At 36.5% G+C, this 23,158-nt stretch carries 21 protein-coding genes and 1 other RNA gene; 15 read left to right on the top strand and 7 right to left on the bottom strand.

Annotated features, from left to right (window positions below; all coding sequences use genetic code 11):
* Window positions 1–20: 20 nt before the first annotated feature.
* Window positions 21–812: an ABC transporter permease gene (locus E2626_RS00590; protein WP_244094214.1), complete on the bottom strand. Its 792-nt coding sequence runs from the start codon at window positions 810–812 to the stop codon at window positions 21–23.
* Window positions 805–1,758 carry an ATP-binding cassette domain-containing protein gene (locus tag E2626_RS00585; protein WP_134378566.1) on the bottom strand — a complete coding sequence of 318 codons (954 nt, stop codon included), beginning with the start codon at window positions 1,756–1,758 and terminating at the stop codon, window positions 805–807. The genes E2626_RS00590 and E2626_RS00585 overlap by 8 nt, the downstream gene beginning before the upstream one ends.
* Before the next feature lie 167 nt (window positions 1,759–1,925).
* Here E2626_RS00585 and secG point away from each other — a divergent pair, with 167 nt between their 5' ends.
* From secG to E2626_RS00520, 13 genes are all read left to right on the top strand, one after another.
* Window positions 1,926–2,159, top strand: coding sequence for a preprotein translocase subunit SecG (secG, locus tag E2626_RS00580; RefSeq protein ID WP_134378564.1), 234 nt, complete (start codon window positions 1,926–1,928; stop codon window positions 2,157–2,159).
* A 546-nt stretch (window positions 2,160–2,705) separates the two neighbouring features.
* Window positions 2,706–3,458 carry an alpha/beta hydrolase gene (locus E2626_RS00575; RefSeq protein WP_134378562.1) on the top strand — a complete coding sequence of 251 codons (753 nt, stop codon included), beginning with the start codon at window positions 2,706–2,708 and terminating at the stop codon, window positions 3,456–3,458.
* A gap of 24 nt (window positions 3,459–3,482) precedes the next feature.
* Window positions 3,483–5,789: a ribonuclease R gene (rnr, locus tag E2626_RS00570; protein WP_134378560.1), complete on the top strand. Its 2,307-nt coding sequence runs from the start codon at window positions 3,483–3,485 to the stop codon at window positions 5,787–5,789.
* A 53-nt stretch (window positions 5,790–5,842) separates the two neighbouring features.
* A complete protein-coding gene (smpB, locus tag E2626_RS00565) occupies window positions 5,843–6,307 on the top strand; it encodes an SsrA-binding protein SmpB (RefSeq protein WP_134378558.1) in 465 nt (154 codons plus the stop codon).
* 124 nt (window positions 6,308–6,431) lie between these two features.
* Window positions 6,432–6,789: a transfer-messenger RNA gene (ssrA, locus tag E2626_RS00560) on the top strand.
* A 638-nt stretch (window positions 6,790–7,427) separates the two neighbouring features.
* Complete coding sequence (locus tag E2626_RS00555) at window positions 7,428–8,588, top strand: DUF262 domain-containing protein (protein WP_134378556.1); 1,161 nt, start codon at window positions 7,428–7,430, stop codon at window positions 8,586–8,588.
* Window positions 8,566–9,627: an AAA family ATPase gene (locus E2626_RS00550; RefSeq protein ID WP_134378554.1), complete on the top strand. Its 1,062-nt coding sequence runs from the start codon at window positions 8,566–8,568 to the stop codon at window positions 9,625–9,627. Before E2626_RS00555 ends, E2626_RS00550 begins: the two co-directional genes overlap by 23 nt.
* Window position 9,628: 1 nt before the next feature.
* Window positions 9,629–10,486 (top strand): hypothetical protein, encoded by an 858-nt coding sequence (locus E2626_RS00545; protein ID WP_134378552.1) that lies wholly within the window; start codon window positions 9,629–9,631, stop codon window positions 10,484–10,486.
* Between the two features lie 867 nt (window positions 10,487–11,353).
* A complete protein-coding gene (locus E2626_RS00540; RefSeq protein WP_424955106.1) occupies window positions 11,354–11,788 on the top strand; it encodes a recombinase family protein in 435 nt (144 codons plus the stop codon).
* A gap of 320 nt (window positions 11,789–12,108) precedes the next feature.
* Window positions 12,109–13,395, top strand: coding sequence for an ABC-three component system protein (locus E2626_RS00535; RefSeq protein ID WP_134378548.1), 1,287 nt, complete (start codon window positions 12,109–12,111; stop codon window positions 13,393–13,395).
* Complete coding sequence (locus E2626_RS00530) at window positions 13,388–13,897, top strand: three component ABC system middle component (protein WP_134378546.1); 510 nt, start codon at window positions 13,388–13,390, stop codon at window positions 13,895–13,897. The genes E2626_RS00535 and E2626_RS00530 overlap by 8 nt, the downstream gene beginning before the upstream one ends.
* The gene (locus tag E2626_RS00525) at window positions 13,894–15,786 is read left to right on the top strand and encodes a DUF3732 domain-containing protein (RefSeq protein ID WP_134378544.1); all 1,893 of its coding nucleotides are present in this window, start codon (window positions 13,894–13,896) and stop codon (window positions 15,784–15,786) included. The genes E2626_RS00530 and E2626_RS00525 overlap by 4 nt, the downstream gene beginning before the upstream one ends.
* Before the next feature lie 354 nt (window positions 15,787–16,140).
* Window positions 16,141–16,998: a hypothetical protein gene (locus E2626_RS00520; RefSeq protein WP_134378542.1), complete on the top strand. Its 858-nt coding sequence runs from the start codon at window positions 16,141–16,143 to the stop codon at window positions 16,996–16,998.
* A 422-nt stretch (window positions 16,999–17,420) separates the two neighbouring features.
* Here E2626_RS00520 and E2626_RS00515 read toward each other — a convergent pair whose 3' ends face one another.
* The 4 genes from E2626_RS00515 to E2626_RS00500 all read right to left on the bottom strand — a co-directional run bounded on the left by E2626_RS00515 (window position 17,421) and on the right by E2626_RS00500 (window position 19,973).
* Window positions 17,421–18,236: an undecaprenyl-diphosphate phosphatase gene (locus E2626_RS00515; protein WP_134378540.1), complete on the bottom strand. Its 816-nt coding sequence runs from the start codon at window positions 18,234–18,236 to the stop codon at window positions 17,421–17,423.
* A gap of 167 nt (window positions 18,237–18,403) precedes the next feature.
* The gene (locus E2626_RS00510) at window positions 18,404–18,607 is read right to left on the bottom strand and encodes a helix-turn-helix domain-containing protein (RefSeq protein ID WP_134378538.1); all 204 of its coding nucleotides are present in this window, start codon (window positions 18,605–18,607) and stop codon (window positions 18,404–18,406) included.
* A gap of 10 nt (window positions 18,608–18,617) precedes the next feature.
* Window positions 18,618–19,109: a DUF2975 domain-containing protein gene (locus E2626_RS00505; RefSeq protein WP_134378536.1), complete on the bottom strand. Its 492-nt coding sequence runs from the start codon at window positions 19,107–19,109 to the stop codon at window positions 18,618–18,620.
* A 153-nt stretch (window positions 19,110–19,262) separates the two neighbouring features.
* Entirely contained in the window at window positions 19,263–19,973 is a 711-nt protein-coding gene (locus E2626_RS00500) for a DUF817 domain-containing protein (RefSeq protein WP_134378534.1), read from the bottom strand.
* Between the two features lie 420 nt (window positions 19,974–20,393).
* Here E2626_RS00500 and E2626_RS00495 point away from each other — a divergent pair, with 420 nt between their 5' ends.
* Window positions 20,394–21,689: a diguanylate cyclase domain-containing protein gene (locus tag E2626_RS00495; RefSeq protein WP_166786676.1), complete on the top strand. Its 1,296-nt coding sequence runs from the start codon at window positions 20,394–20,396 to the stop codon at window positions 21,687–21,689.
* A gap of 163 nt (window positions 21,690–21,852) precedes the next feature.
* Window positions 21,853–22,215 (top strand): PilZ domain-containing protein, encoded by a 363-nt coding sequence (locus E2626_RS00490; RefSeq protein ID WP_166786675.1) that lies wholly within the window; start codon window positions 21,853–21,855, stop codon window positions 22,213–22,215.
* Between the two features lie 43 nt (window positions 22,216–22,258).
* Here the strand turns inward: E2626_RS00490 and E2626_RS00485 are convergent, their stop codons facing one another.
* Window positions 22,259–23,155, bottom strand: coding sequence for a DMT family transporter (locus E2626_RS00485; RefSeq protein ID WP_134378528.1), 897 nt, complete (start codon window positions 23,153–23,155; stop codon window positions 22,259–22,261).
* Window positions 23,156–23,158 lie beyond the last annotated feature (3 nt).

Genomic DNA, 23,158 nt, shown 5'->3' with positions numbered 1-23,158 from the left:
GTGCGAAGCAGCCGCTTTTTTCAATCCGTACTTACTGCTTTTTTCGCCGAAACAGCTGAGAACGTAATCGTAATAGCACAAAGAACAGCAATCACAATGAAGCCTAATACGATGGGCCACGTATCAGTAAAGCCATCAATTAAGACGGTCCGCATCGCTTCAAATAAGTAAGTGACAGGATTAATCGTTGCAGCTACTTTCAGCCACGCAGCGTCGATCAATTCATATGGAACGAATGTGGTACTCAAAAAGATCAGCGGGAAGAAAATAAACGTTCCGGCCTGGGCAGACTGTGCATTTTTTGCACGCAGCGCTACCCCGACTGAATACCCTGCAAATGCTAGCCCCCAGCCGAGGGTTAACAATAATACTACGACAACGCCCCATGCACCACCGGCAACTTCAAGCCCCAAAAAGAATCCGACACATATAATTAAACCGGCCTGAATGACTAGCTGAAGCATTCCTGCAATGATCGGTCCAAGCACAATCGCAAGCCGCGAGCTCGGGGTCAGAAGCAATCTTGAGAAAAAGCCATTATCCAGATCTTTTACAAGTGCCTGACCTGCACCACCAGCGCCTCCGATTGCGGCAGATACGATAGAGACTGGCAGAATAAATGCCAGGTAATTTGCCCCTTCAAATGCAGGAAGGTTCGCGATCCCGCTCAAGCCTGCTTCATAAACGAAAAGAAAGAACATACTGATTGCAAGATTCGGTATAAAAATAAGCGGGTTTCTTAAAATCGTAACAATGCTCCGCTTTGTCATAACAAGCGTGTCTGAGAAGAAATTTCCCTGCTGTTTATTCAATTGAATCACCTTCTTTCTGTTCGTTTGTCACTTGAATAAACACGTCATCAAGTGAAGGTGGCTTCACGTTCAGCTGAGCAGGATGCAAATTTTGTTCATCCAGCTTTCTGATGACATCAGCTAAAATAGACGTTCCATTTTCTGTGAGAATGGTGATGTCGTTTTTGACCCGTTCAGTCTGGTAATCAGGTGAAGCAACAGCCTGCTGTGCTTTTACTGCATCTTCTTCCTCATCAAACTGCAGCACGACTGCATCAAGACCCAGCGTTCTTTTCAATTCAGCAGGGGTTCCGGTTGCAACAATCTGACCCTTATTAATGATCGAAATGCGGTCAGCAAGCTGATCAGCTTCTTCTAAATATTGTGTGGTCAGAAAAATCGTTGTGCCTTCTTCTTTATTCAGTCGTTTAATTTCCCGCCAGATGGCTTTACGATTAGCTGGATCAAGTCCGGTTGTCGGCTCATCCAGAAATAAAATTTTCGGCTGGTGAACAAGTGTCATTGCAAGGTCAAGCCTTCTTCGCATCCCGCCGGAATATTTTCCGCTCAAGCGGTCTGCATCCTCAGTCAGTCCGACAAGCTCGAGTAATTCATCTGCTCTTTTTTTAGCCTCTTTCTTGGTGAAGCCAAATAGCCTCGCCTGAAATTCCAGCAGCTCTCTACCTTTCAAATCGGGGTCTATACCTGTTTCCTGGAGCGCAACGCCTATCGAAAGACGCACCTTTTCAGGATCCTTGCTCACATCATATCCGGCTACTTCAAGCTTTCCGGAAGTAGGTTTTAAAAGGGTCGTCAATAACTGTACAGTAGTAGATTTCCCAGCACCATTAGGACCGAGAAATGCAAAAAATTCCCCTTCCGCGATATCAAAAGATACGCCTCGTACTGCTTTTATATCACCTTTGAAAGTCTTTACAGCATTTTCAACGTGAATGGCACCATTCATCATGTAACCTCCCGACATAAGTGTCAATTTTGATTATATTCTATGCTTCTTTAACTAATCTGACAAATTACAGTGTTTTTTACTCTGAGTCTAAAACAAAGATTGTATGCCTTATGGGCGTATGATAAAATGGTACGAGTGTAAGGTCGGTTCAGGAGGTGGAACACATGGAAACATTATTAACTGTCTTATTAGTCATAGTATGTATCTCGTTGATCGTCGTGGTTCTTCTGCAGTCAGGTAAAAGTTCTGGTCTGTCAGGCGCTATTTCAGGTGGTGCGGAGCAGCTTTTCGGCAAGCAGAAAGCACGTGGGATGGACCTTGTTTTAAATCGTATAACAATCGTTCTGGCGGTACTGTTTTTCGTATTGACGATTGCAGTTGCCTTCGTGGTAAAATAAATGCTCAAAACCCGATCAGATGGTCGGGTTTTTATTTTTTATGTGTAAGAATTGTGCGGATGGTTTATATAAAATCGTTTTGCGGATATAAACGTTGAGCTGCGCTGCGGGGGGACGCTTTCCGGACGGAGCTTGCTGAGCCTCCTCAGCCTGCGGCTTGCGGGGTCTCAGCTTCTCTCTAATCGTCCCGGAGTCGCCCCCTTCCGCTCCACTCAACTGACTTTTCTAGTTATTGCGATAGAATACTTATTTTTAGCAATCCTGAAGATATTTAATGATCAGGCACAAACAGATAATGTGATGCCACAGTCAACTCGTGTGACCCTGCAGTCAAAATAGGTATCACGACCGTCGCGGCGGGTCTCACTACCGTAAACCCGGGTGTATCGGACGGTCAGCGAGGAGAATATGACGGTCACCGGCGATTTTGCGACGTTCAAACCGTTCAAAGTGTCTTCAGCCGCACGAACAATGCGCTCTAATAGCTTTCCGGCGCGTTTTCTACTAAAATAGAACAAGATGAATTTGCAATTGGAGTGACGGAAAATGAAATTGAATTTACCTAAACCTTTTACATTTGAAGGCGGGAAGAGAGCGGTTTTGCTGCTGCACGGATTTACAGGAAATTCTTCCGATGTCAGAATGCTTGGCCGCTTTTTAGAAAAGAATGGTTATACATCTCACGCCCCTCACTATAAAGGACACGGCGTGCCACCTGAGGAACTGGTTAAAACCGGACCGAAAGACTGGTGGAAAGATGTTGAGGAAGGGTACGAACATTTGAAAAGTCAGGGCTATGAAGAAATTGCAGTTGCCGGACTTTCACTTGGAGGCGTATTTTCACTTAAGTTAGGTTACACTGTTCCTGTAAAGGGTATCGTGACAATGTGTGCGCCGATGTACATTAAGAGTGAAGAAGTGATGTACAAAGGAGTTTTAGAGTACGCCCGCGAATTTAAAAAGTATGAGAAAAAAGATGAAGATCAGATTGAAGCTGAAATGAAGGAATTTGAAAAGACGCCGATGAATACGCTGAAGGCACTTCAGGAGTTAATCGGTGATGTGAGAAATTCTGTGGACATGATCTACACGCCGACTTTTGTTGTGCAGGGAAGACATGATCACATGATTAATACAGATTCAGCAAATATTATCTTTGAAGGCATCGAAACTGATCAGAAGAAGCTGAAATGGTATGAGGAGTCAGGCCACGTGATTACGCTTGATAAAGAGAAGGAACAGCTGCATGAAGATGTGCTGGAGTTTCTTGATTCCCTTGACTGGTCAGTTGAAAAATAACAGCTGAAAATGGAGGGATCGCTGATGGAAGATTCGGTGATGAAGATGAAAGACAAACTGCTCACGTATATGCGTGAAGAGGCTTATAAGCCGCTGACTGTGCAGGAATTTGAGGAAGCATTTGAGATTGATGATGCGGTTGAATTTAAAGCCCTGGTAAAGTCACTTGTGATTTTAGAGGAAAAAGGTGAAATCGTCAGAACGCGCAGTAACCGGTATGGACTTCCGGAGAAAATGAACCTGGTCCGTGGAACACTTTCCGGACACGCAAAAGGCTTTGCATTTTTAATTCCGGATGAGCCTGGCAGAAAAGATGTGTTTATTCCGCCTAATGAGTCTGCGCATGCGATGCACGGTGACAAAGTCATGGTCCGCGTATCAAGTGAATCTAAAGGGGACCGTGAAGAAGGTACGGTTGTACGGATTCTTGAGCGCAAGACGAAACAGGTCGTCGGGACTTATACAGAAAGTAAAAATTTCGGTTTTGTCATGCCGGATGATAAAAAAATGACGAGTGATATTTTTGTTCCGAAAAACGCGAGCAAAGGTGCGGTCGAAGGGCACAAAGTGATTGTGGAAATTACGGCATATCCTGATGGACGCAACAGTGCTGAAGGGGAAGTCATTCAAATCCTCGGCCATAAAAACGACCCGGGCGTTGATATTTTATCAATCATCCATAAGCATGGTATTACTATCGAGTTCCCGGATGAAGTGATCCAGCAGGCGAATGAAGTGCCTGATGAGATTGACCCGGCTGATTTGAAGGACCGCCGTGACCTGCGTGAAGAAACCACGGTGACGATTGACGGTGCAGATGCAAAAGACCTTGATGATGCCATTTCACTGAAGAAATTGGACAATGGCAACTATCAGCTTGGTGTTCATATCGCTGATGTCAGTCACTATGTTACGGAAGGTTCTCCAATTGATGAGGAAGCCTACGACCGCGGGACAAGCGTTTACCTGGTGGACCGTGTCATCCCAATGATTCCACACCGCCTGTCAAACGGGATCTGCTCACTCAATCCTAAAGTCGACCGACTGACACTTTCATGTGAAATGGAGATTGATCAGAACGGCGGCGTCATTAAACATGAAATTTTCCAGAGTGTGATCCGTACGAATGAACGAATGACATATACGGATGTCAATAAAATTCTGGTCGATGAAGATGAAGCGCTGATTGAAAAGTATGAGCCGCTTGTACCGATGTTCCAGGACATGGAGAAGCTCGCAGCGATTCTACGCGGTAAGCGTTTTGGCCGTGGTGCGATTGATTTTGATTTTAAAGAAGCTAAAGTGCTTGTAGATGAAGAAGGTAATCCAACTGAAATTGGTATTCGTGAGCGTTCTGTCGGTGAAAAACTGATTGAAGAATTTATGCTTGCTGCCAACGAGACAGTCGCTGAACATTTCCACTGGATGAACCTGCCGTTTATTTACCGTATTCACGAGGATCCGAAGGCTGAGAAGCTGGAACGTTTCTTCGAGTTTATTACGAATTTCGGTATTACGGTAAAAGGAACAGGTAATGAAATTCATCCGAGAGCGCTGCAGGAAATCATTGATGACATCCAGGGAACCCCTGAGGAAATGGTCATTTCCACAATGATGCTTCGCTCAATGCAGCAGGCAAAATATGATGATAACAGCCTTGGTCACTTTGGTCTGGCGACTGATTTTTATACACATTTCACATCGCCAATCAGACGTTATCCAGACTTAATTGTGCATCGCCTGATCAGAACGTATCTGATTAATCATAAGGTAGATGAAAAAACACAGCAAAGATGGGCAGAACAATTGCCGGAAACTGCTGCGCATACATCAGGACGTGAAAGACGTGCTGTTGACGCAGAGCGTGAAACGGATGAACTGAAAAAAGCTGAGTACATGATGGACAAGATCGGTGAAGAGTTTGACGGCGTGATTTCATCTGTGACAAACTTCGGTATTTTCGTTGAGCTGTCCAATACAATTGAAGGTCTAGTGCACGTCAGCTACATGACAGATGATTATTACCGCTTTGATGAGCGTCATATGGCGATGATCGGTGAGCGGACAGGCAACGTATTCAGAATCGGCGATGAAATTTCAATTCGTGTTGTAAACGTGAATAAAGACGAGCGCGCAATTGATTTCGAAATCGTGGGTATGAAAGGCACACCAAGAGTTCGCAGAGAAACAGCGCGTGTAGTTGACAGCCGAGGCAAAGCCGGACGTGATAAGAAAAACCGCAAACGTGATGACGGCGGTAAGGGAGACAAAAAGAAATTTTACAAAGGCGCTCCGAAGAACAAGAAGAATAAAAAGAAGAAAAGAAAGTAAGGTGCAGGGGTCAGCTTTGACCCTTCTGCCTTTTGTCGGGGAGGATGTAACAGATGCCTAAAGGAGAAGGTAGAGTTCTTGCGCAAAATAAAAAAGCGCGTCATGACTATTTTATTGAAGAAACTTTTGAAGCGGGAATTGTGCTTCAGGGAACTGAAATCAAATCGATTCGCAGAGGACGAGTGAATTTGAAGGATTCTTTTGCGCGTATCAGTAACGGAGAAGTGTTTTTAAATAACGCGCACATCAGCCCTTATGAGGAAGGTAACCGTTATAATCACGATCCGCTGCGTGAAAGAAAGCTGCTTTTGCATAAACAGCAGATTAATAAGTTAATAGGTTTAACAAAGCAGCAGGGCTATTCAGTTGTTCCATTGAAAATGTATCTGAAAGATGGATATGCAAAAGTTCTGATTGGAATTGGTAAAGGTAAAAAGAAATATGATAAGCGTGAAACGTTGAAGAAGAAGGACGCGCAGCGGGAAGTCGCACGTGCATTGAAAGATCGTCAGAGGTAGGTTGTTCCAGTTGAAAAAAGACGTTAGTATGTTATAATAGATTATGCCGTTAAAGCGGCAGGACAACCGGATACTATCCGGATCCCGTACTGAACCAGGTGTATGCCTGATTCATCCTTATCATGGGGACGTTACGGATTCGACAGGAATGGTTCGAGCTTGAGTTGCGAGTCGGAGGGATCGTCTCCGTCATCAACGTCAACAAAAATAGTTAACAACAAACAAGATTACGCTCTAGCTGCCTAATAAGCACTTGAGGCCTCACTTGTCTATCACCCATGTAGACCTGCCTGAGGTTCACTTATAGTGGGATACGCAGTCTGCTACCACCTGAAGCAGCCTGAAGAGACTAATCAGGTTAGCCGTTCGGACGCCTGTCAGTTGGCATAAGTTACGGTGAAATGCGAATAGGCTGACTACGCTCGTAGAAGCTTAAGTATTGAAGTTTCTGGACGTGGGTTCGACTCCCACCGTCTCCACCAAATATATATTTGGTGGTTTTTTATTTGGTTTTAAAAGCAAGTTCAATGGTATAATGAACTCATAAGATCACATATTAATGGCAGCGTATGTTGAAGGGCTGTGATTGTATGTGTAAGAAGGAGGAAGACAACATGGCTTCAGAGTCAATTGTAAAAGTCCAATCCAACAAAAAGATACGTGAACTCAGTAAGGCATTACAGGAAGTAGAGATGATCCAATCCAGTTTAAACAAAACTAAATGATTATTTTAGCTCTTTCTAAATGAAGTCAACGAATTAATTATAAAGTCTACTTTAAGAAGAAAATGAATAAATGGGTTTTACTTCCACTGTATTTATTATCAATATACATCAGACGAACGATTATTTAAAAGGAAAGAGTTAATATTTTTTATGACAGAATTAATAAAGAAAAAGATTAAATTATTTCACAAACCTAGACAAGGATTAATTTCCTTGTCTTATTATTATTGCTATTATGTAATAAAGTTTGGTTATAATAATGAACATTCTTGTTTTTTGATATAATTAATATACCGATTATTGTTAAATTTCATCAAATTTATTTAGTTTACACATACATATGGAGATACTAAATATTATTAGTCCTAAAATAAAGGTAAAAGGATGAGGTTAATATGGAGGATGGAATACTTGAAGGTTTAGAAAACTTTGAAACAGAAGACGATCAATTAATAGATGTTACTATCTCGAATGAAGAACATAATATTTATCCTGAAGCAAATATAAAAGTTGAAAGAAGTCAATATTCTGTTTATGAATTGAATAGGAAATATTTAAGGGAACAATTGATATTAGATCCTGATTTTCAAAGAGAGGTAGTTTGGATAAAGGATCAGCAATCAGAGTTAATTGAGTCTGTTTTAATGGGAATACCACTTCCTATATTTTATTTGAATGAAACAAAAGATGGAGAATTAGTCGTTATTGATGGACGTCAACGGTTAACCACTTTTTTTTCTTTTTTAAATAATGAATTTAAATTAAAAAATCTAAAAGTATTGAATTCGTTAAATGGTTTACACTTTAAAGAACTTGAAGAAAAGATGAAGGCAAATTTAGAGGACTTTCAGATAATTGCACAAGTGATTAAACCTCCAACACCGGATAGAATAAAATTCGATATATTTGATAGGGTTAATCGAGGTGGAACCCCTTTAAATAATCAAGAAATGAGAAATGCACTGTATCAAGGAAAATCAACCACTTTACTTAGAAATCTTGTTCAACTAGATATATTTAAATTTGTGACCAGTAATTCTATAAATTCTACAAGAATGAAGGACCGTTACTTAGTTTTAAGATTTATTTCTTTTTACTTATGGAGAAAAGGTCTACTTCTAGATCCTAATGGTTCTCCAATTGAATATAAGAATGATATTGATGAGTTTCTAGGGAAATCTATGGAGTACCTAAACAAGTGCAATGATAACAAAATCGAATATTTAACCGATTTATTTATGAATACAATGCAAAATAACTTTATAGTGTTTGGAAAGGATTCATCTTTTAGAAGATTGTCCAATAGTGATAAAAAAAATCCAATAAATATGATACTTTTTGAAGCATTTGGTTATTTATTTGCGCATTTTGATCAGAATTATTGTATTGAAAATAAGGAATGTTTAAAGGATATGTGTAATCAATTATTATCTACAAAAGAATTAAATAAATTACTTACCGACGATAGGGGGCGTGGAGTTGTTATTCCAGATGTATTTAGTATGTTTGATGATTTAAAGGAGAGGCTTTTACATGATAACAAATTTAACGATTAATGGACTGAAGAGTTTTGATGAGACTTCATTGGAATTAAACAATTTTACATTACTTGTAGGCATGAATTCTGCTGGAAAATCTACAGTTATCCAAGCGCTATTATTAGCAATCCAAAACATAACGGACGATGGACGTTCTCCACTAAATGGGAGGCTAGTTTCTTTAGGTGAGTTTTCAGATGCAAGAAATTTTATTAAGAATGCAAAGTCTTTTTCAATAAAATTAAGCTCTCAATTCGAAGATTTATCGCTTAATTTTTTTGAAGATGATGGAATTGTTCAGTGTGAAATAAATCCAAATCAAAATGAACTAACCCGATATTTAAACCAAAAGAATAAAAAAATTCACTACATATCTTCTAAAAGAATAGGTTCACAAGACTTATATGGAAAAAATTTCGAAAAAAATAATGACTTTGGAATTTTAGGAGAATATGCAATAGATTTTTATGAATCAAATAAACAAAAAATGGTTGAAGAATACTTAATTAAGGATAAAAATGTTGGTTATACTCTTGCGCTACAATTGAATTATTGGCTAAAGCATATCGTTAATAGTGAGTTAATCACAGAAGATATAAAAGATACTGATAAAGTCAAAGCAAAATTTTTATCTGTCAATAATCGATATGTTAGACCCAAAAATATTGGTTCTGGCCTAAGTTATATAGTTGCAATACTTGTGAGTGCATTAACATCAAAAAAAGACGATTTAATTATCATTGAAAATCCAGAAATCCATTTACATCCACGCGCTCAATCTAAATTAACTGAATTCTTAACTTTTATTTCTGATAAAGGTATACGATTTATAATTGAAACTCATAGTGACCATATTTTTAATGGAGTACGAAAATCAATATACAATAAAAATATATCTAAAGAGAAGGTGTCTACATACTTTTTCTCTATAGACGATAAAGAAATGGTAACAAACTCTGTGAGAATTGAGTTTAATAATAATGGTAATGTCATAAATCACCAAGATGGCCTCTTTGATCAGTTTGACGACGACTTAGATGAATTATTGGGGTTATAGTATGGAGATTTTGATTAATGAACTTTCTTTAGATGGTAGTTTCAGGAATTTGGAAGAGTTTTATGATTCATTAAGATCAGTATTAAAAATACAAAAACTAATGGAAAAATCAAATGCTTCTTTTTTAAAACACCAAGAACTATACACATTTAAGGTGACAAAAGAACTAAACCTCCATGATGCATTTAGGGATAGAAGAACAAGAACAAATAATGAAATTCGGAGATTCAAACAATTATTAAACAGTCTAATGTCAGATCCCTCTTTTTGGCATGAAGACCAAAGACATAATAGTAAGGATCAATACTTATGCGAGTTCACTTCAAATACAAGTGGTTATTCACTTGCAGAAGCCTGTGAAAGAAGTAAAATAGTTATGTCATTCTCGAATGCTCGTTTTGCAAAAGAAATTCTTGAAGTTAATAAAAATGGGTGTACTTTTGATCTAATAAATATTCAAAATTTCACTACTTTTAGTGAGTTACTTTATGAAGAGAATGTGATAGGTGCTCGAGTTTATTGTAATCATAGATTCGAAGGAACTAATTTATCTTTTGCATACTTGGAAGAAGGATATGATTTTAGTATTCTCGAAGAAAGTGAGGAAAAAGCATTTATTTCTACTTTTAAGATGTTTAATGAAATGAATTGGGATGCAATTATGAGATCTGATGGATTAGATTTCAAAAAATATCAACCAGCAAAAAAAGATAACTGGTTTTTAGGTACTCCATACTCAAGTAAACAGATATATAAATTCAGGACAAGTCAAAAGTTTCGTTGCTTCGGATATAGAGAAGGAGATACATTTATTGTTTTAAGATTTGAAACGGATCATAGTATTAGCGATAATGGATAAATCTATAATCCTATTCTTTTTATGGTTCATTTATTAAGGTAGGGAAAAGACAAGGAATTTAATCCTTGTCTTTTTTTGAGTGCGCCTGGCATGGGTGCAATCTATAGGATGAGAGTCCCTAACACTCAAGGCAGTTGTACTGGTTAGTTTAGTTTAAGGGTGTCCGAGGTGACCTGGAACCTGAAGGAAGCGGGCGACAAACCTCTGGTTAGAGGAACACGAATCTCATACAAAGCTTGTTTACTGGATAAGTCTGTTCAACAAGACAAAGTCCAAACTGTCGGAGGTACAGAAAGTAAATGAGGCGGATAGATGGAGGGAAGATTGCACTCTTACGCGGGGAGATTTGGCGGATATGCCTTGTATACTTGGTAACTGGATAAGCTATTCTCCGTAGAACCGCCAGGAAGTCAGCTGAAGTCATAATACCAAATTTTCTTGAGACAGCCGAGAAGGACTGAACAATCAAGAGAGTGCCACGATCTGGTTCATGGTAACTGAGAGACTCACAGACAATCTGAAAAGAGCTGTTTATCAAGAAGTAGCGGTGAATTCCGTGTGGGCTGGTGGAAGTGTGAGGCGCTGCCATCGAAAGAGGAAACGTGAAACGCTAAGGAAAAGAATAACAGCGATGTTGATGAACACGATTCTGTCAAAACCGAATATGCCTGACGCACTCTAACGTATAGAGAGTAATAAGGAAAGGCATGGCGCGGATCTTACGCCCGTTCAAAACCTAAGAACGCAAATTATTGCACAAATGGCAGTCGATTCGAAAAAATCTCCTTGTGGGAACTTACAAAACAGATCCGGTACGTCGGATTGAAATCTCGAAACCAGACGGCGGAGCTCGATAAGGACGGAATAGTGATCTATAAAGATAAGCTAGTTGTATCAAAAATTGATCGATTAGCTAGGTCAACTCTTGATCTTCAAATGATTGCTAGTGAGTTAAAGGATAGGAAGATTGGGCTCGTATTCATAAAGGAGAATATTGATTTCTCCACTCCATCTGGTGAGTTGATGTTTACAATGCTTGGGGCTATAGGACAGTTTGAACGTACCTTAATCAAAGAAAGAACAGCAGAAGGAAGAGAGAGAGCAAAGTTAAAAGGTAAACATATGGGAAGACCGAGCAAACCTAAGAAGAATATAGAACGTGCTATGGTTTTGTATAATGAGCGGGCACACAATGGAATGAGTGTTAATGATATTTCCAAGCTTACAGACGTTCCACGTTCAACTATATATGCTGAAATAAAAAAGAAGAAAGTAGCAGGTCAATCCAGCGATGAATGGTAACATGCTATCACACAAATTTGTCCTTACCGTTTAATACAGTAAGGATTTTTACTTTACCCGTTACTTAATAATGAGTCGTATAGGACAATATTTAGATCAACAACTCTATACTATTTTAACATTTTAATTTATTTATTAAATTTTCAGAAGCTAGATATAAATTTATCAATACTGTATTTTCATCTAACTAAAATTAAATAAGTCTTTTATGATTATTTAAGTATGGTATAATTTAACTATAATTTTACCTTTATTATAGCAATGAATTAGGTGGAAAGAATGTAAAACATAAATTTTTACGTAGTTTAGGAGGGCTAATAGTGAGTAAAAAAGAAAAGTCTGTTCAAGAATTGACTTCAGCAGAATCCAAGTCTATTGGATTCGATTATCAATATTACTTCTTCTTAAATGAAGTATTAAAAATTGAAAGTGAAGAGTCTGTTGGATATGAAGTGCGTGATGATGTTCATATCGATAAAGCTGATGGAAAACAAATATTAATTCAATTGAAACATTCAGTTGTAACAAAAGCTAGTGGAGGAATAAGCAATCTTTCTGAAAAAGATATTGATTTGTGGAAGACAATTTCTAATTGGATTGAAATGATTAACGATAAAACTGAGGGAAGAAAGGAATTGAAGGAGCAATTAAAATACATATTAAATACTAGCTTTATTTTAGTAACAAATAAGTCAATAACTTCATCCAATCTGTTTTTCATAAATATAGAAGAATTCCAAAAAGGAAATATTAGTATTAATAATATTAGAGACTATTTAGCGGATTTATCTAAGGTTAAAAAAGGTAAGAATAGTTCAGTTACGGATTGCTATATAAAAAAATTATTAAAACAAGATGATACATGGTTAGAGCCTTTTTTGAGAAATTTAGAAGTCAAAAATAATGTTGATGATTTAATCAATCTAGCTAAGTTAAGAATTAAAGAAAAAAATGTAAATGACACCAGACTTGAAGATGTATTTAAAGCGGTAGATAGTAGTCTTAGAAAACTAATTTATGATGAAGTAAAAGATGGAAACAAAGTAATATTAACTTTTTCTGAATACCATAAAAGATTTACAAAATACTTTGAATTGGGTAGGAGTAGAAAGTTACCAATTAGATTAAATAATCCAAAACACAACAAACCTGCTGATCCTGAAAAACATACTTCAATAAAACAACTTATCGATATAGAAGTTATAAATCCAGAAGATGAAGATTTTGAAGATAAGATAGTTGAAATTTTCACTTGTAAATATTTAATGCATAATAATTTAGAGCAATGGATTCAAGACGTAGATATAACAGAAGAACAGAAAGATAAATTTGAACAGGATGTAATAAAAAAATGGGATAATCATTTTAATAACATCCATTCTAAAATTAGAAGAAAGTTAAGAAGAGTTAAATTAGATGATATAGATCAAGAAGAATTAATTGAATCAGCTATTGATTGTTATTATGGGACCCTAGGAATGTCTTTGAAGATAGATGAAACGGAATTAGATGCTAGATTGAGTAATGGTTATATTTATCTTTTATCGGATAAGCCCTCTATAGGATGGTATTTTGGTTGGAAAGAGAGGTATAAAGTTGATGGCTAACATAGCGAGCAATGTGATGACAGAAGATTTTAATTCTTCAATTGCAGGATCAAATTTATATAACAACGAACTTATAGGGTGTGTAGCAATATATAATGTACTCAGTCAATCTAAAACTATCAGTTCGGCAAAAGCTATGCTTATAATTCCTCTGATGTGTCATAACGGTTTTTTAAGTTACATAAACAGAGCAAATACGGATTTGAAAAGTATTGAACAATTAGTCATTAGAAAACCTGAGCTCGTTTCAAACTTTAATGAACGTTTTTATTCTTTAATGCTTAATTCTATAAATTCAATCTCCATATTAAATTCAATAAATGTAATTGAATTCAGTGAAAATAATATTAAAATATCAGAAAAAAAAGACTTCTATTCTATAGAACAGACTTCTAAATTGGGATTACGAGCTAAAAAAATTATAGCAGCATCTCCAACCGTTGCAAAATTATTAGAAGATGATGTAGAAAATTTATATCTTCAATTGAGGGTGAAATTATGAGATTTCATATTAATAAACTAATTTTGTGGTTTAATAACGGCAAAATAAGAGAATTGGAATTTGAAAATAATAAGGTAAATATTATAACGGGGGAAAGCGGGACTGGTAAATCTGAAATAATAAGTATTATTGATTATTGTTTCTTTTCCAGTAAGCCTAATATTACTGAAGAAAGAATAAATGAGAATGTAAAATGGTATGGTATTAAATACAATATAAATGATAAGAATTATACTGTTGCTAGAGGGGCAATACAAGATAGGGTAGTGTCAAAAGAATACTTTTTCTCACCTAGAGGAGGTATCCCTAGAAATCCTAAAAGTAATATTGAAGAAAAAGATTTAAAGGTAATTATTGATAAAGAATTTAGCATAACAGAAAATACTGTTTTTCCGTATGGGGGTAAGAAAATCTCTTTGGGTAGTAAGATCTCTCCTAGATATTTTTTTATGTTTAATACTCAATCAGGAGACGTCATCTCACATAGTGAAGTATTTTTTGATAATCAAAATGATGACAAGTATAGAGAAGCATTAGAGAGGATTTTTGATCTAGCAATAGGGATAGAGTCTGAAAGAAATATAGGAATGCGGGAAAAAGTAAAAAAATTGGATCAAGAAGTAAATGCTCTGACAAAAAAACTAAACTTAATAGATAAAGAACTAAATGTATTTAATGACAATCTTATAGATTTGTTCCAATTAGCGAAAAAATATAATTTAATTGGGTATACTGAAATAGACCAAAATAGTATATTACCAAAATTAAAAGAAATTGTTGAGAATTATAAGGAAGAAAATATAGATTATAATTTAGACAAAGTTAATAAGTTGAAAAGTAAAAAGAACTCTCTAATTAGAAAAATAAGAAATCTCAAAAGATTTAAGAGTGAATATGAAAATTATAAAAATATAGAGAAAAATAATTTAGATAGTTTAAAGCCAATTGAGGTAATTAAAAAAAATTATTATAATTTTCTAGACTTGCCAGACTTGAACTTATTAATAAAAAATTTAAGCGAAGAGTTTGAACAAATTAATGAGAACATAAAGGGGAAGCCGCCTTTAAATTTTAATATTAGTAAAAAAATTAAGGAATATGAAGAGCAATTAGAATCTATAAATGACCAAATTACAGAGGTCCCATTAAATAGTAAGCAGACTAAGAATGAAATAGATAAAATAATGTTTATTGGTGAAATGAAAGCTAAATTATCACTATATGAAAAACAATGGGATGATTCGGAAGATAGACAAATCATTGAAGCATTATTGAAAGATAAAAAAGAAATGAAAAATGAACTTGAGGAATCAATTGTGGATTATACAGAAAGAAGAGAGTCTATTCTAAACTTATTAGATGAGTTAATACAAAATTATTTAGATCAAAGTAGTGCAGCTTTAGGTATATACAGTGGATATAGATCTAATTTTATATATAAAGGAAAGAGGCTTTCATTGAGAAAGCCAAAATCTATCCATCCTAGTAAGGTAGGGAGTAGTTCTAATCATTTATTTTTACATCTTTGTTTCTTTTTTGGACTTCATGAATTAATAATCAGACAAGGCTCTCCTTATGTTCCTCAGTGGATAATATTAGATCAGCCGAGTAGACCTTATTTTGGAGAAGATAATAGCGAACAGAAAAAAAGCTGGAATGAAATAGTGAACTCTGATAGAAACAAAATAACAATTGCTATGACTGTTATCAACAATTTTATAACTTATGTAAATAAGGAATTGAACACCGACTTTCAAATAATTGTACTTGAACATATTCCTAAATCAATATGGGTTGATGCGGAACTAGAGAATTTTTATTTAGTTGATAGTGAATTTAATGGGGGGAATGCACTAATTAGATTTGATACAGAAGGAAATCCCTATTAGAAAATATTATTTATATTATCTTAGACTTTTAACTAGAAGTATTTAAGCAATACTTATTTTAAGCTCGAAAGACTCTCGTAAAAACCTTGAATTTAACTAGACTTTAAACATATTTGTGGGAAAAAGACATAAAAAAAGAAACACTTATAAATCCGTAAAAGCACTGGGTTTTTCAATATTATTACTTCGTATGAAAATATGAATCGAACTATAACAAGATAGTGTTTTTAGAAGTGCTAATATACCGTTTCACTAGTTGAGTTTAATGAAACGAGTTATTAAAAGTTTGTTGCTACGTGGTTTATTTAAAAGAATTTTTAATTTAGTAATTGAGTAATGTGAGGAGAAATATAAATGGGGAAATTAAAAAAAAGCGTTTATAGTCTATCTGGTAAAGAAGAAGATTTAAAAGATTTCAAAATAAGTATGCAAAATAAAATAGGGCATAAAAGGATGTTAATTGATTTTGAGCGTCAGGATGAAGAAGCAAATTACGGAAAGATGCCATATTTTGTATATTCTGGAGCGGTTGAGTTTCCTGCTCAACTAGCTATAAGTATTTTGAGTGAATTGGGTTTAGGAAGCGATAAGTTAAATTTTCAAAAGGGTACTGAAATAATATTTGATAATCACGGTGAGAGTTACAGCTATGTTAAATTCGATGAAATATGGGATTTTATAAAGAAACTTAATGAAAAAAATTTTTTGGTTGCAATGTTACTAATAGCTTCGAGTAATAATCATTGGGTAAGTATTACTTCTATACAACAATTAATTATAAGAGAGTTAAAGGAATATAAAATTGAAATTGACTATAGTAAATCATCAGTTTTTATTGCTATGTCTTTTGGTGAAGAAATGCTAAAAGCCCGGAAATCTATTGCTAATGTAGTAAGAGATTTTGGGTATGAACCAATGTTTATTGACTCGAAAGAACACAATAATCAAATTGTTCCAGAGATTTTTAGCGAAATTGAAAAGGCAGAATTTGTGATCAGTGATTTAACCGAGCAAAAAAGAGGCGTTTATCTTGAAGCTGGTTATGCACTGGCATTAAAGAAACAAGTCATTTTAAGCTGTGAAAAAGAAGATTTTAAAAACAACCATTTTGATGTGAGTCAAATTAATACTATAGTCTGGTCTGATGAAAATGACTTAGAAAGCAGATTAAGAGAAAGAATTAAAGCAATGCACAATTTAGTCAAAGTATAAAAGCAATGATTTGTTAAGAAGGTTAAACATAATTACGGTTTAACAAACTTACAAAACTTAAATGCGACATATAGTAGGCTAAATCAGTTAGAAATATTGTATAGAGTCCCCAAAAAGTATTTAGAAATAGGTTTTTAAATTCTGCTTATACCAGCACAAATCGGTGTGTTATAATTGTAAACAAGGAATTGAACCGAGTTCGTAAAAAAGTTATACTCCCTAATGCTAAAAAACTATATATCAGAAGCTTCAAGTCAGTTGGCATAAGTTACGGTGAAATGCGAATAGGCTGACTACGCTCGTAGAAGCTTAAGTATTGAAGTTTCTGGACGTGGGTTCGACTCCCACCGTCTCCACCAAATGATTATTTGGTGGTTTTTTATTTGTCTTTTATTACCTTTTTAACGCTATCTCAGAGAACGTTAATAAAACATGAAAAGTAACGTTCCCACAATAAAACAATAATAAGAAAAGTATAAAAGCTTTCCATTTTTCAAAACGCTAATAAACCATTTCATTGCGATGTAAGTCATAAGCAGTGTCGTAAAAAATGCTAATAGATATGGGGCTGCGAGATTTGATTTATCCGGCTCGTTCACAAAATTAGACAATCCAAGAACAACACCGGCAAGACTGATGGGTATATATAGCAAAAATGAAAACCTTAGTGCTGTATCCTGATTCATTCCAACTGCGATTGAAGAGATGATCGTTGCGCCGGAACGACTGATGCCCGGAATAAGTGCAAGAGACTGACCAAACCCGACGAGCAGCGAATCTCTGGCATAAATATCACCTTCATCTTTCCTTCCTTTTATATCCTTTATCAGCCACAAAGCAATTCCTGTCATGAATAACATCAGTGCGATGGTTGTCATACTCGTTTGTTCAGCAATGAAGTCATTCAGCAGCAGCCCGAGTATTCCGGCAGGAAATGTTGCAAGGATTAAAAATCTGATGAACTGAAAATCATTTTTATAATCTGATTCTTTTGTTTTCAGATAACTGATCGAGTTTACAATCAGCCTGATAATATCTCTTCTGTATATCATGAGTATAGCTATAAGTGATGCGGTATTGGTTAAGATGACAAAGGTGAATCCCTGTTCGCCCAGTCCCAATAATTCACTGGCAATCATTACATGACCGCTTGAGGATACAGGGATCGGTTCTGTGAGACCCTGTACTAAGCCAATGATAACGATTTTGATTAAGTAGATAAAATCTGATTCATTCATAATTTCCTCCATGCAAAATAAAGACCTGAAGATAAACAACTGTTCAGAGATCTTTAAAGCTCAGGTAAACCAATATATACACTTAATGTCATGATTGAAAATTCAAAGGTGAATTGTTATTCAAACTGTCCACATCCAGCACAATACTCTTCATCCAATCACCTCATTCATTTCTCTTTGTATTCAATAATGTCACCGGGCTGACAATGTAGTGCGCTGCATATCCTTTCAAGCGTAGAAAAACGGATTGCTTTAGCTTTTCCAGTTTTTAAAATTGAAAGGTTTGCCATTGTGATGCCAACTTTTTCTGACAGCTCAGTTACGCTCATTTTTCTCTTTGCTAACATCACATCGATATTAATGATGATCATTCATTTCACCTCATATTGTTAATTCATTTTCCCTTTTCAATTCGATTGCTTCCCACAGGAGTTTTTCGAGTATAGCGGCAAAAACACCGATTACCAGTGAGGCGCCAACGATAATGATGCCTATTAATATAAATCCCGGGGTATCATCCGAACGTGCCACTACCACAATGAACGGCAACGCCATTGAAAAAAGCAAACTAATGAGCACTGCATTTTTTTTAATCAGCTTTAAAGAGATGACAGACTGAGCTGAAAATGCCCGATTTTTATCAATATTTAAAAGTAATTTGAATGCCTGATACAAAGAGAGAAAATAGGGGATCGCCGCTGCATACATAATCAGAATGAATCCGAGTAATACAATCGCTAATGTTTCACCTGCTAATGCCTGATCAATCACATCAAACACCAGAACCGGAAATGCGTACACGCACACGATTAAAATAGGTATTGCAAGAACAAATAGGGTTAATTTAAGTAAAAGAGTGGATCCTTTTTTCATCATGCACCTCTCATAAAAATTATTTAATTTTAGATTTTGGCTTAGTTAAAGTTCATTGTTGTTTATGCAAAACTGGTGATTGTAGCGTAAGGCGGTGACTCCTGCGCCCGGCCGCGGAAAGCGTCCGCCTGAAGCGGAAATCAACAGCCGACTTTAACAAAGATTAGATTTTACAACCTTCAAGTTTGCCACAATCAAAAAACTCACGATCATCAGCAACAGCCAGGAACTGATCTTTCCTACATGCACTAATTCCCATGCTTCATGTTGATTGGGGTACTGCCACGCACCCAGGAAAGTAGCGATGTTCTCTCCAATCCATATTAAAAATCCAATCAGCAGAAAGAACATTAAAATGGGAATTTTAAAGTAAAGACGATTCACTTTAAAGGTCAGCTGAGCCTGATAAAATGTCAGGGCTACAAGCACAAATAAAACCCAGCGAAAGTCCATCATGTAGTGGTGAGTAAAGAAGTTCAGATAAATCGCTCCTGCCAACGGGACTGCAAGAAGCAGTGAGGGCCATTTAATTAGTACCACATCAAACCTTCGCCAAAACTGACACAGATAGCTCGCAACACTTGCATACATAAATCCGCTGAATAAAGGAACGCCATATACTTTAAAAAATGCTTCCTCCGGATAACTCCATGACCCCATGTTTACTTTGAAAATCTCCATCACTAATCCGATTAAATGAAAAACAGTGATCACCTTTAGTTCATCCAGACTTTCAACCCCAAAGCGAACCATTAATACCTGCATGAGCAGACATAAGAATAGCAGCCAGTCATACCGGGCGAAAAAAGGTAAGTCTAAGGTCTGCGTCAATCCAAGGCAAAGAAAGATGTAGACTGGAAACATTGCGGACTTACATTGACCTGCAATGAAAATCCAAAAATCACTTAAAGTAACCCTGCTTTTGATTTCTGTAAAAGTCGTAATCGTGATCGCCCCTCAGTTTCAATTTGAATAACTAGATAATATCACCATATTTATTGAAAAACAATAAATAATTATTAAATATAAATATATTTTTACTTAATATCGTGTTTTGCAATGCTTCATGAGCGGTTTGTATCGAAAGCATGTTAAACCTGAGAATAAAAATATTCCCGGATTAAAGATCTATCAGTTATAATACTTTGTAACTAATAAATGTTGAGTCTATTCATAAATTTTGTTCATTCAGTTAGTCTTTTTGCTCATAGTAATTCAAATCGATATCATTTTTTGTATGAGATATAGTTATGCATGAAGGAATATTTTAAGGGAGAGGACGTCATGTTTGAATATTCTCACCGTAACGCTGAAAGCTTGTTCGATTTTGTACGATTGTTTGATTATGTCGAAGATCTTGTGTTTTTGATGGGTGTGCAGGGGGATCAGGTTATTTATGAATATATCAATCAGGCAGCTAAAAATATGACGGCGCTTTCTGATTGGGTAATTGGTAAAACTGTCAGTCAGGTTGTAAGAGCTAAAGCAGAGGCTGCAGCTTTAAATGGACAATACCTGAATGTTGCCATTATGAAAAAAAGTATTCATTTCACACATACGATTAATAACGGTACAGAGCTTTATACAGGGGATACGACGTTATATCCGCTATTGGATTCAAATGGGGAATGCCGTTTTATCCTTGGTATTGTGAGAGATGTGACTGAAAAACATTTACTGGAGCAGAAATTGCTTGAAACCGAGGAATTGTTTCGCATCATCACTGAAAACACAATGGATGTAATACGAATCATTGATCCAAATGGAATGATTCAATATTCTTCACCATCAAGTGAAGTAATTGCGGGATATAATGCAGATTTTTATAAAGGAAAGCATTTTTCAGAGGTTATCCATAAAGATGACAGAGAAAGAGCAAAAGAACAGTTTCAACTGCTGATTGCTGAGAAACGCAGTGCAGTTGTTGAGATAAGACATATACACAAAAATGGTTACTCCATTTGGAAGGAAGTAGTGGCTACGCCTATTCTTGAAAATGATCAGGTGAAAAGCGTTGTAACATCCTCACGGGACATCACAGAAAGAATCGAATATAAAGAGAAACTTTCGAAAATGGCGTTTTATGATTATTTGTCAGGTCTCCCTAACAGACGATTGATTGACGACCGTCTGGAGATGGCAATTCACCTCGCTGAAAGAACAGGAAAAAAGGTCGGGTTATTATTTCTTGATGGAAGGGATTTTAAAACGATTAATGATCAGTTTGGACATGAAATGGGAGATGAGGTCATAAAAGCTGCTGCACGGATTTTAGAGAAGTGTGTAAGAAAAGTTGATACAGTTGGCAGATTAGGGGGAGACGAGTATGTGGTAGTCTTACCTGACATCAGTCAGGATGAAGACATATTTGCAGTGGCTAGCCGGATTTCAGAAGCGCTGGACGAACCGGTCACAGTAAAGAATACTGTATTGAATTTTATGCTCGATATAGGCATTGCGATTTATCCTACTCATGCGAATCAGAAAAAAACGTTAGTTAATTGTGCTGATCATGCGTTATATCAGGCAAAAAAGCACAGAGACGCTGTTTTTAAAGTATTCGACCCGGAGATCAGCTGAAAAAATAACAAGCACACTGATTTGAATGAACAGGCTGGCATTACATATCACAACATTGTCCTGTTTAGAAGTGTCACCATTTAACTATACAAAAACGTCAGTTATAACCGATATATATAGTACAAAGGTTTTATATTCAAATTTCCCACGTGAGGTGAGTACTTTGCGATATAATCGGCAGGAAGGCTTCAGGTTTTCGTTTAAAAAGCCGTTAGAAGCAGCATTTAGAATCTATGAATTGCATGGTCGTGAGGTTAATTCACAGCCAGGGAAAGCATTGATGCATGATTTGAGCCCGAGCGGTACAAAGATGAGTTCAAAATTAAATTTACCGGTCAGCAATGAAGACCCCGTCAAAATTCATCTGCAGTTTATGCTGAATGAACTGGTGTATGAGATGAAGGCTGAACTGGTATGGAAACGTGCAGGCGGTAATGAATTTTATTATGGGGTTCATTTCTACGCCTCTGAAGATGTGAAAGAAGATATTGTGAAACAGCTTAAACAATACGTTAAAACAGTGTAAAAGAGCGGCTTCCGAGGAGGCCGCTCTTTATGATGAGAAAATGTTAAGTAGAAGTGCTGCGCATGTTCACTTTTGATGCTTTCGATTTGCGATTGGCATAATAAATTCCTGCAAATATGATCACCATGCCTCCAATAAGCGAGGGTGTAACAGGTTCATCAAGCAGCACACTTCCCCAGATCATCGCTGAAACTGGTGCCAGATAGGTAACCGTGGTCGCAAATTCAGGTGATTTCTGCCTGATCAGATAGTAGAAAAGCAAATAGGCTACACCTGATCCAAAACATCCAAGTCCGACTGCAGAAAGCCAGAATGACGTGTTATATGTAAAAGACAGCAGGCTGTATCCATTGAATGTCATCATGATCAGCCCGACCATAGAACCCGTGATCAGTGAAGTGGCTGACAGTAAAACCACTCCGGTTGCCGGTGTGAACCGTCTGACATAGTGTGAGCCGAAGCCGTAACACATCGCTCCGAGCATCATTGTACCGACACCGATAAATTCAGAGCCAAATATATTGCCGATTTTAAATTCTATTAATACGAGAACGCCAAAAAATCCGATCAGAATACCAGTCCACTGCTGCAACTTCAAACGCTGTTTAAATAGAAAAAAGCCGATCAGTCCTGCAAAAACCGGAGTCGTTGCATTCAGGACTGATGCAGTATTCGATGCGATTCTCGTTTCACTAAGTGCAATCAGAGCCCATGGAAGTGCAGCGTTCATAATCCCGCTCACGATCAGGTGCTTCCATGGAATTGGGCGATCAATTTTGCGCCACTGTGCAATCAGAATCGGCAGCAAAATCAGTGCACCGGCAGTACATCTGATAAAAACTGTTCCCCAGACACCTGCTGATTCAGCAAGAATTTTAATAAATACAAATGACAGTCCCCAGATTAGACTGAGACCGATGAGTGCTGCATATGCCCTCATGCT

This window comes from Jeotgalibacillus salarius (assembly GCF_004405125.1).
GTDB lineage: Bacteria > Bacillota > Bacilli > Bacillales > Jeotgalibacillaceae > Jeotgalibacillus > Jeotgalibacillus salarius.
The sequence above is the reverse complement of the archived record's forward strand: the minus strand, read 5'-3'. Positions and strand labels throughout refer to the sequence as shown.

Bases quoted from the DNA above. Each gene is read 5' to 3' on its own strand.
- E2626_RS00585 (WP_134378566.1), bottom strand. From the start codon at position 1,758: ATGAATGGTGCCATTCACGTTGAAAATGCTGTAAAGACTTTCAAAGGT.
- secG (WP_134378564.1), top strand. From the start codon at position 1,926: ATGGAAACATTATTAACTGTCTTATTAGTCATAGTATGTATCTCGTTG.
- E2626_RS00575 (WP_134378562.1), top strand. From the start codon at position 2,706: ATGAAATTGAATTTACCTAAACCTTTTACATTTGAAGGCGGGAAGAGA.
- rnr (WP_134378560.1), top strand. From the start codon at position 3,483: ATGGAAGATTCGGTGATGAAGATGAAAGACAAACTGCTCACGTATATG.
- smpB (WP_134378558.1), top strand. From the start codon at position 5,843: ATGCCTAAAGGAGAAGGTAGAGTTCTTGCGCAAAATAAAAAAGCGCGT.
- E2626_RS00555 (WP_134378556.1), top strand. From the start codon at position 7,428: ATGGAGGATGGAATACTTGAAGGTTTAGAAAACTTTGAAACAGAAGAC.
- E2626_RS00550 (WP_134378554.1), top strand. From the start codon at position 8,566: ATGATAACAAATTTAACGATTAATGGACTGAAGAGTTTTGATGAGACT.
- E2626_RS00545 (WP_134378552.1), top strand. From the start codon at position 9,629: ATGGAGATTTTGATTAATGAACTTTCTTTAGATGGTAGTTTCAGGAAT.
- E2626_RS00530 (WP_134378546.1), top strand. From the start codon at position 13,388: ATGGCTAACATAGCGAGCAATGTGATGACAGAAGATTTTAATTCTTCA.
- E2626_RS00525 (WP_134378544.1), top strand. From the start codon at position 13,894: ATGAGATTTCATATTAATAAACTAATTTTGTGGTTTAATAACGGCAAA.
- E2626_RS00520 (WP_134378542.1), top strand. From the start codon at position 16,141: ATGGGGAAATTAAAAAAAAGCGTTTATAGTCTATCTGGTAAAGAAGAA.
- E2626_RS00515 (WP_134378540.1), bottom strand. From the start codon at position 18,236: ATGAATGAATCAGATTTTATCTACTTAATCAAAATCGTTATCATTGGC.
- E2626_RS00510 (WP_134378538.1), bottom strand. From the start codon at position 18,607: ATGATCATCATTAATATCGATGTGATGTTAGCAAAGAGAAAAATGAGC.
- E2626_RS00505 (WP_134378536.1), bottom strand. From the start codon at position 19,109: ATGAAAAAAGGATCCACTCTTTTACTTAAATTAACCCTATTTGTTCTT.
- E2626_RS00500 (WP_134378534.1), bottom strand. From the start codon at position 19,973: ATGTTTCCAGTCTACATCTTTCTTTGCCTTGGATTGACGCAGACCTTA.
- E2626_RS00495 (WP_166786676.1), top strand. From the start codon at position 20,394: ATGTTTGAATATTCTCACCGTAACGCTGAAAGCTTGTTCGATTTTGTA.
- E2626_RS00485 (WP_134378528.1), bottom strand. From the start codon at position 23,155: ATGAGGGCATATGCAGCACTCATCGGTCTCAGTCTAATCTGGGGACTG.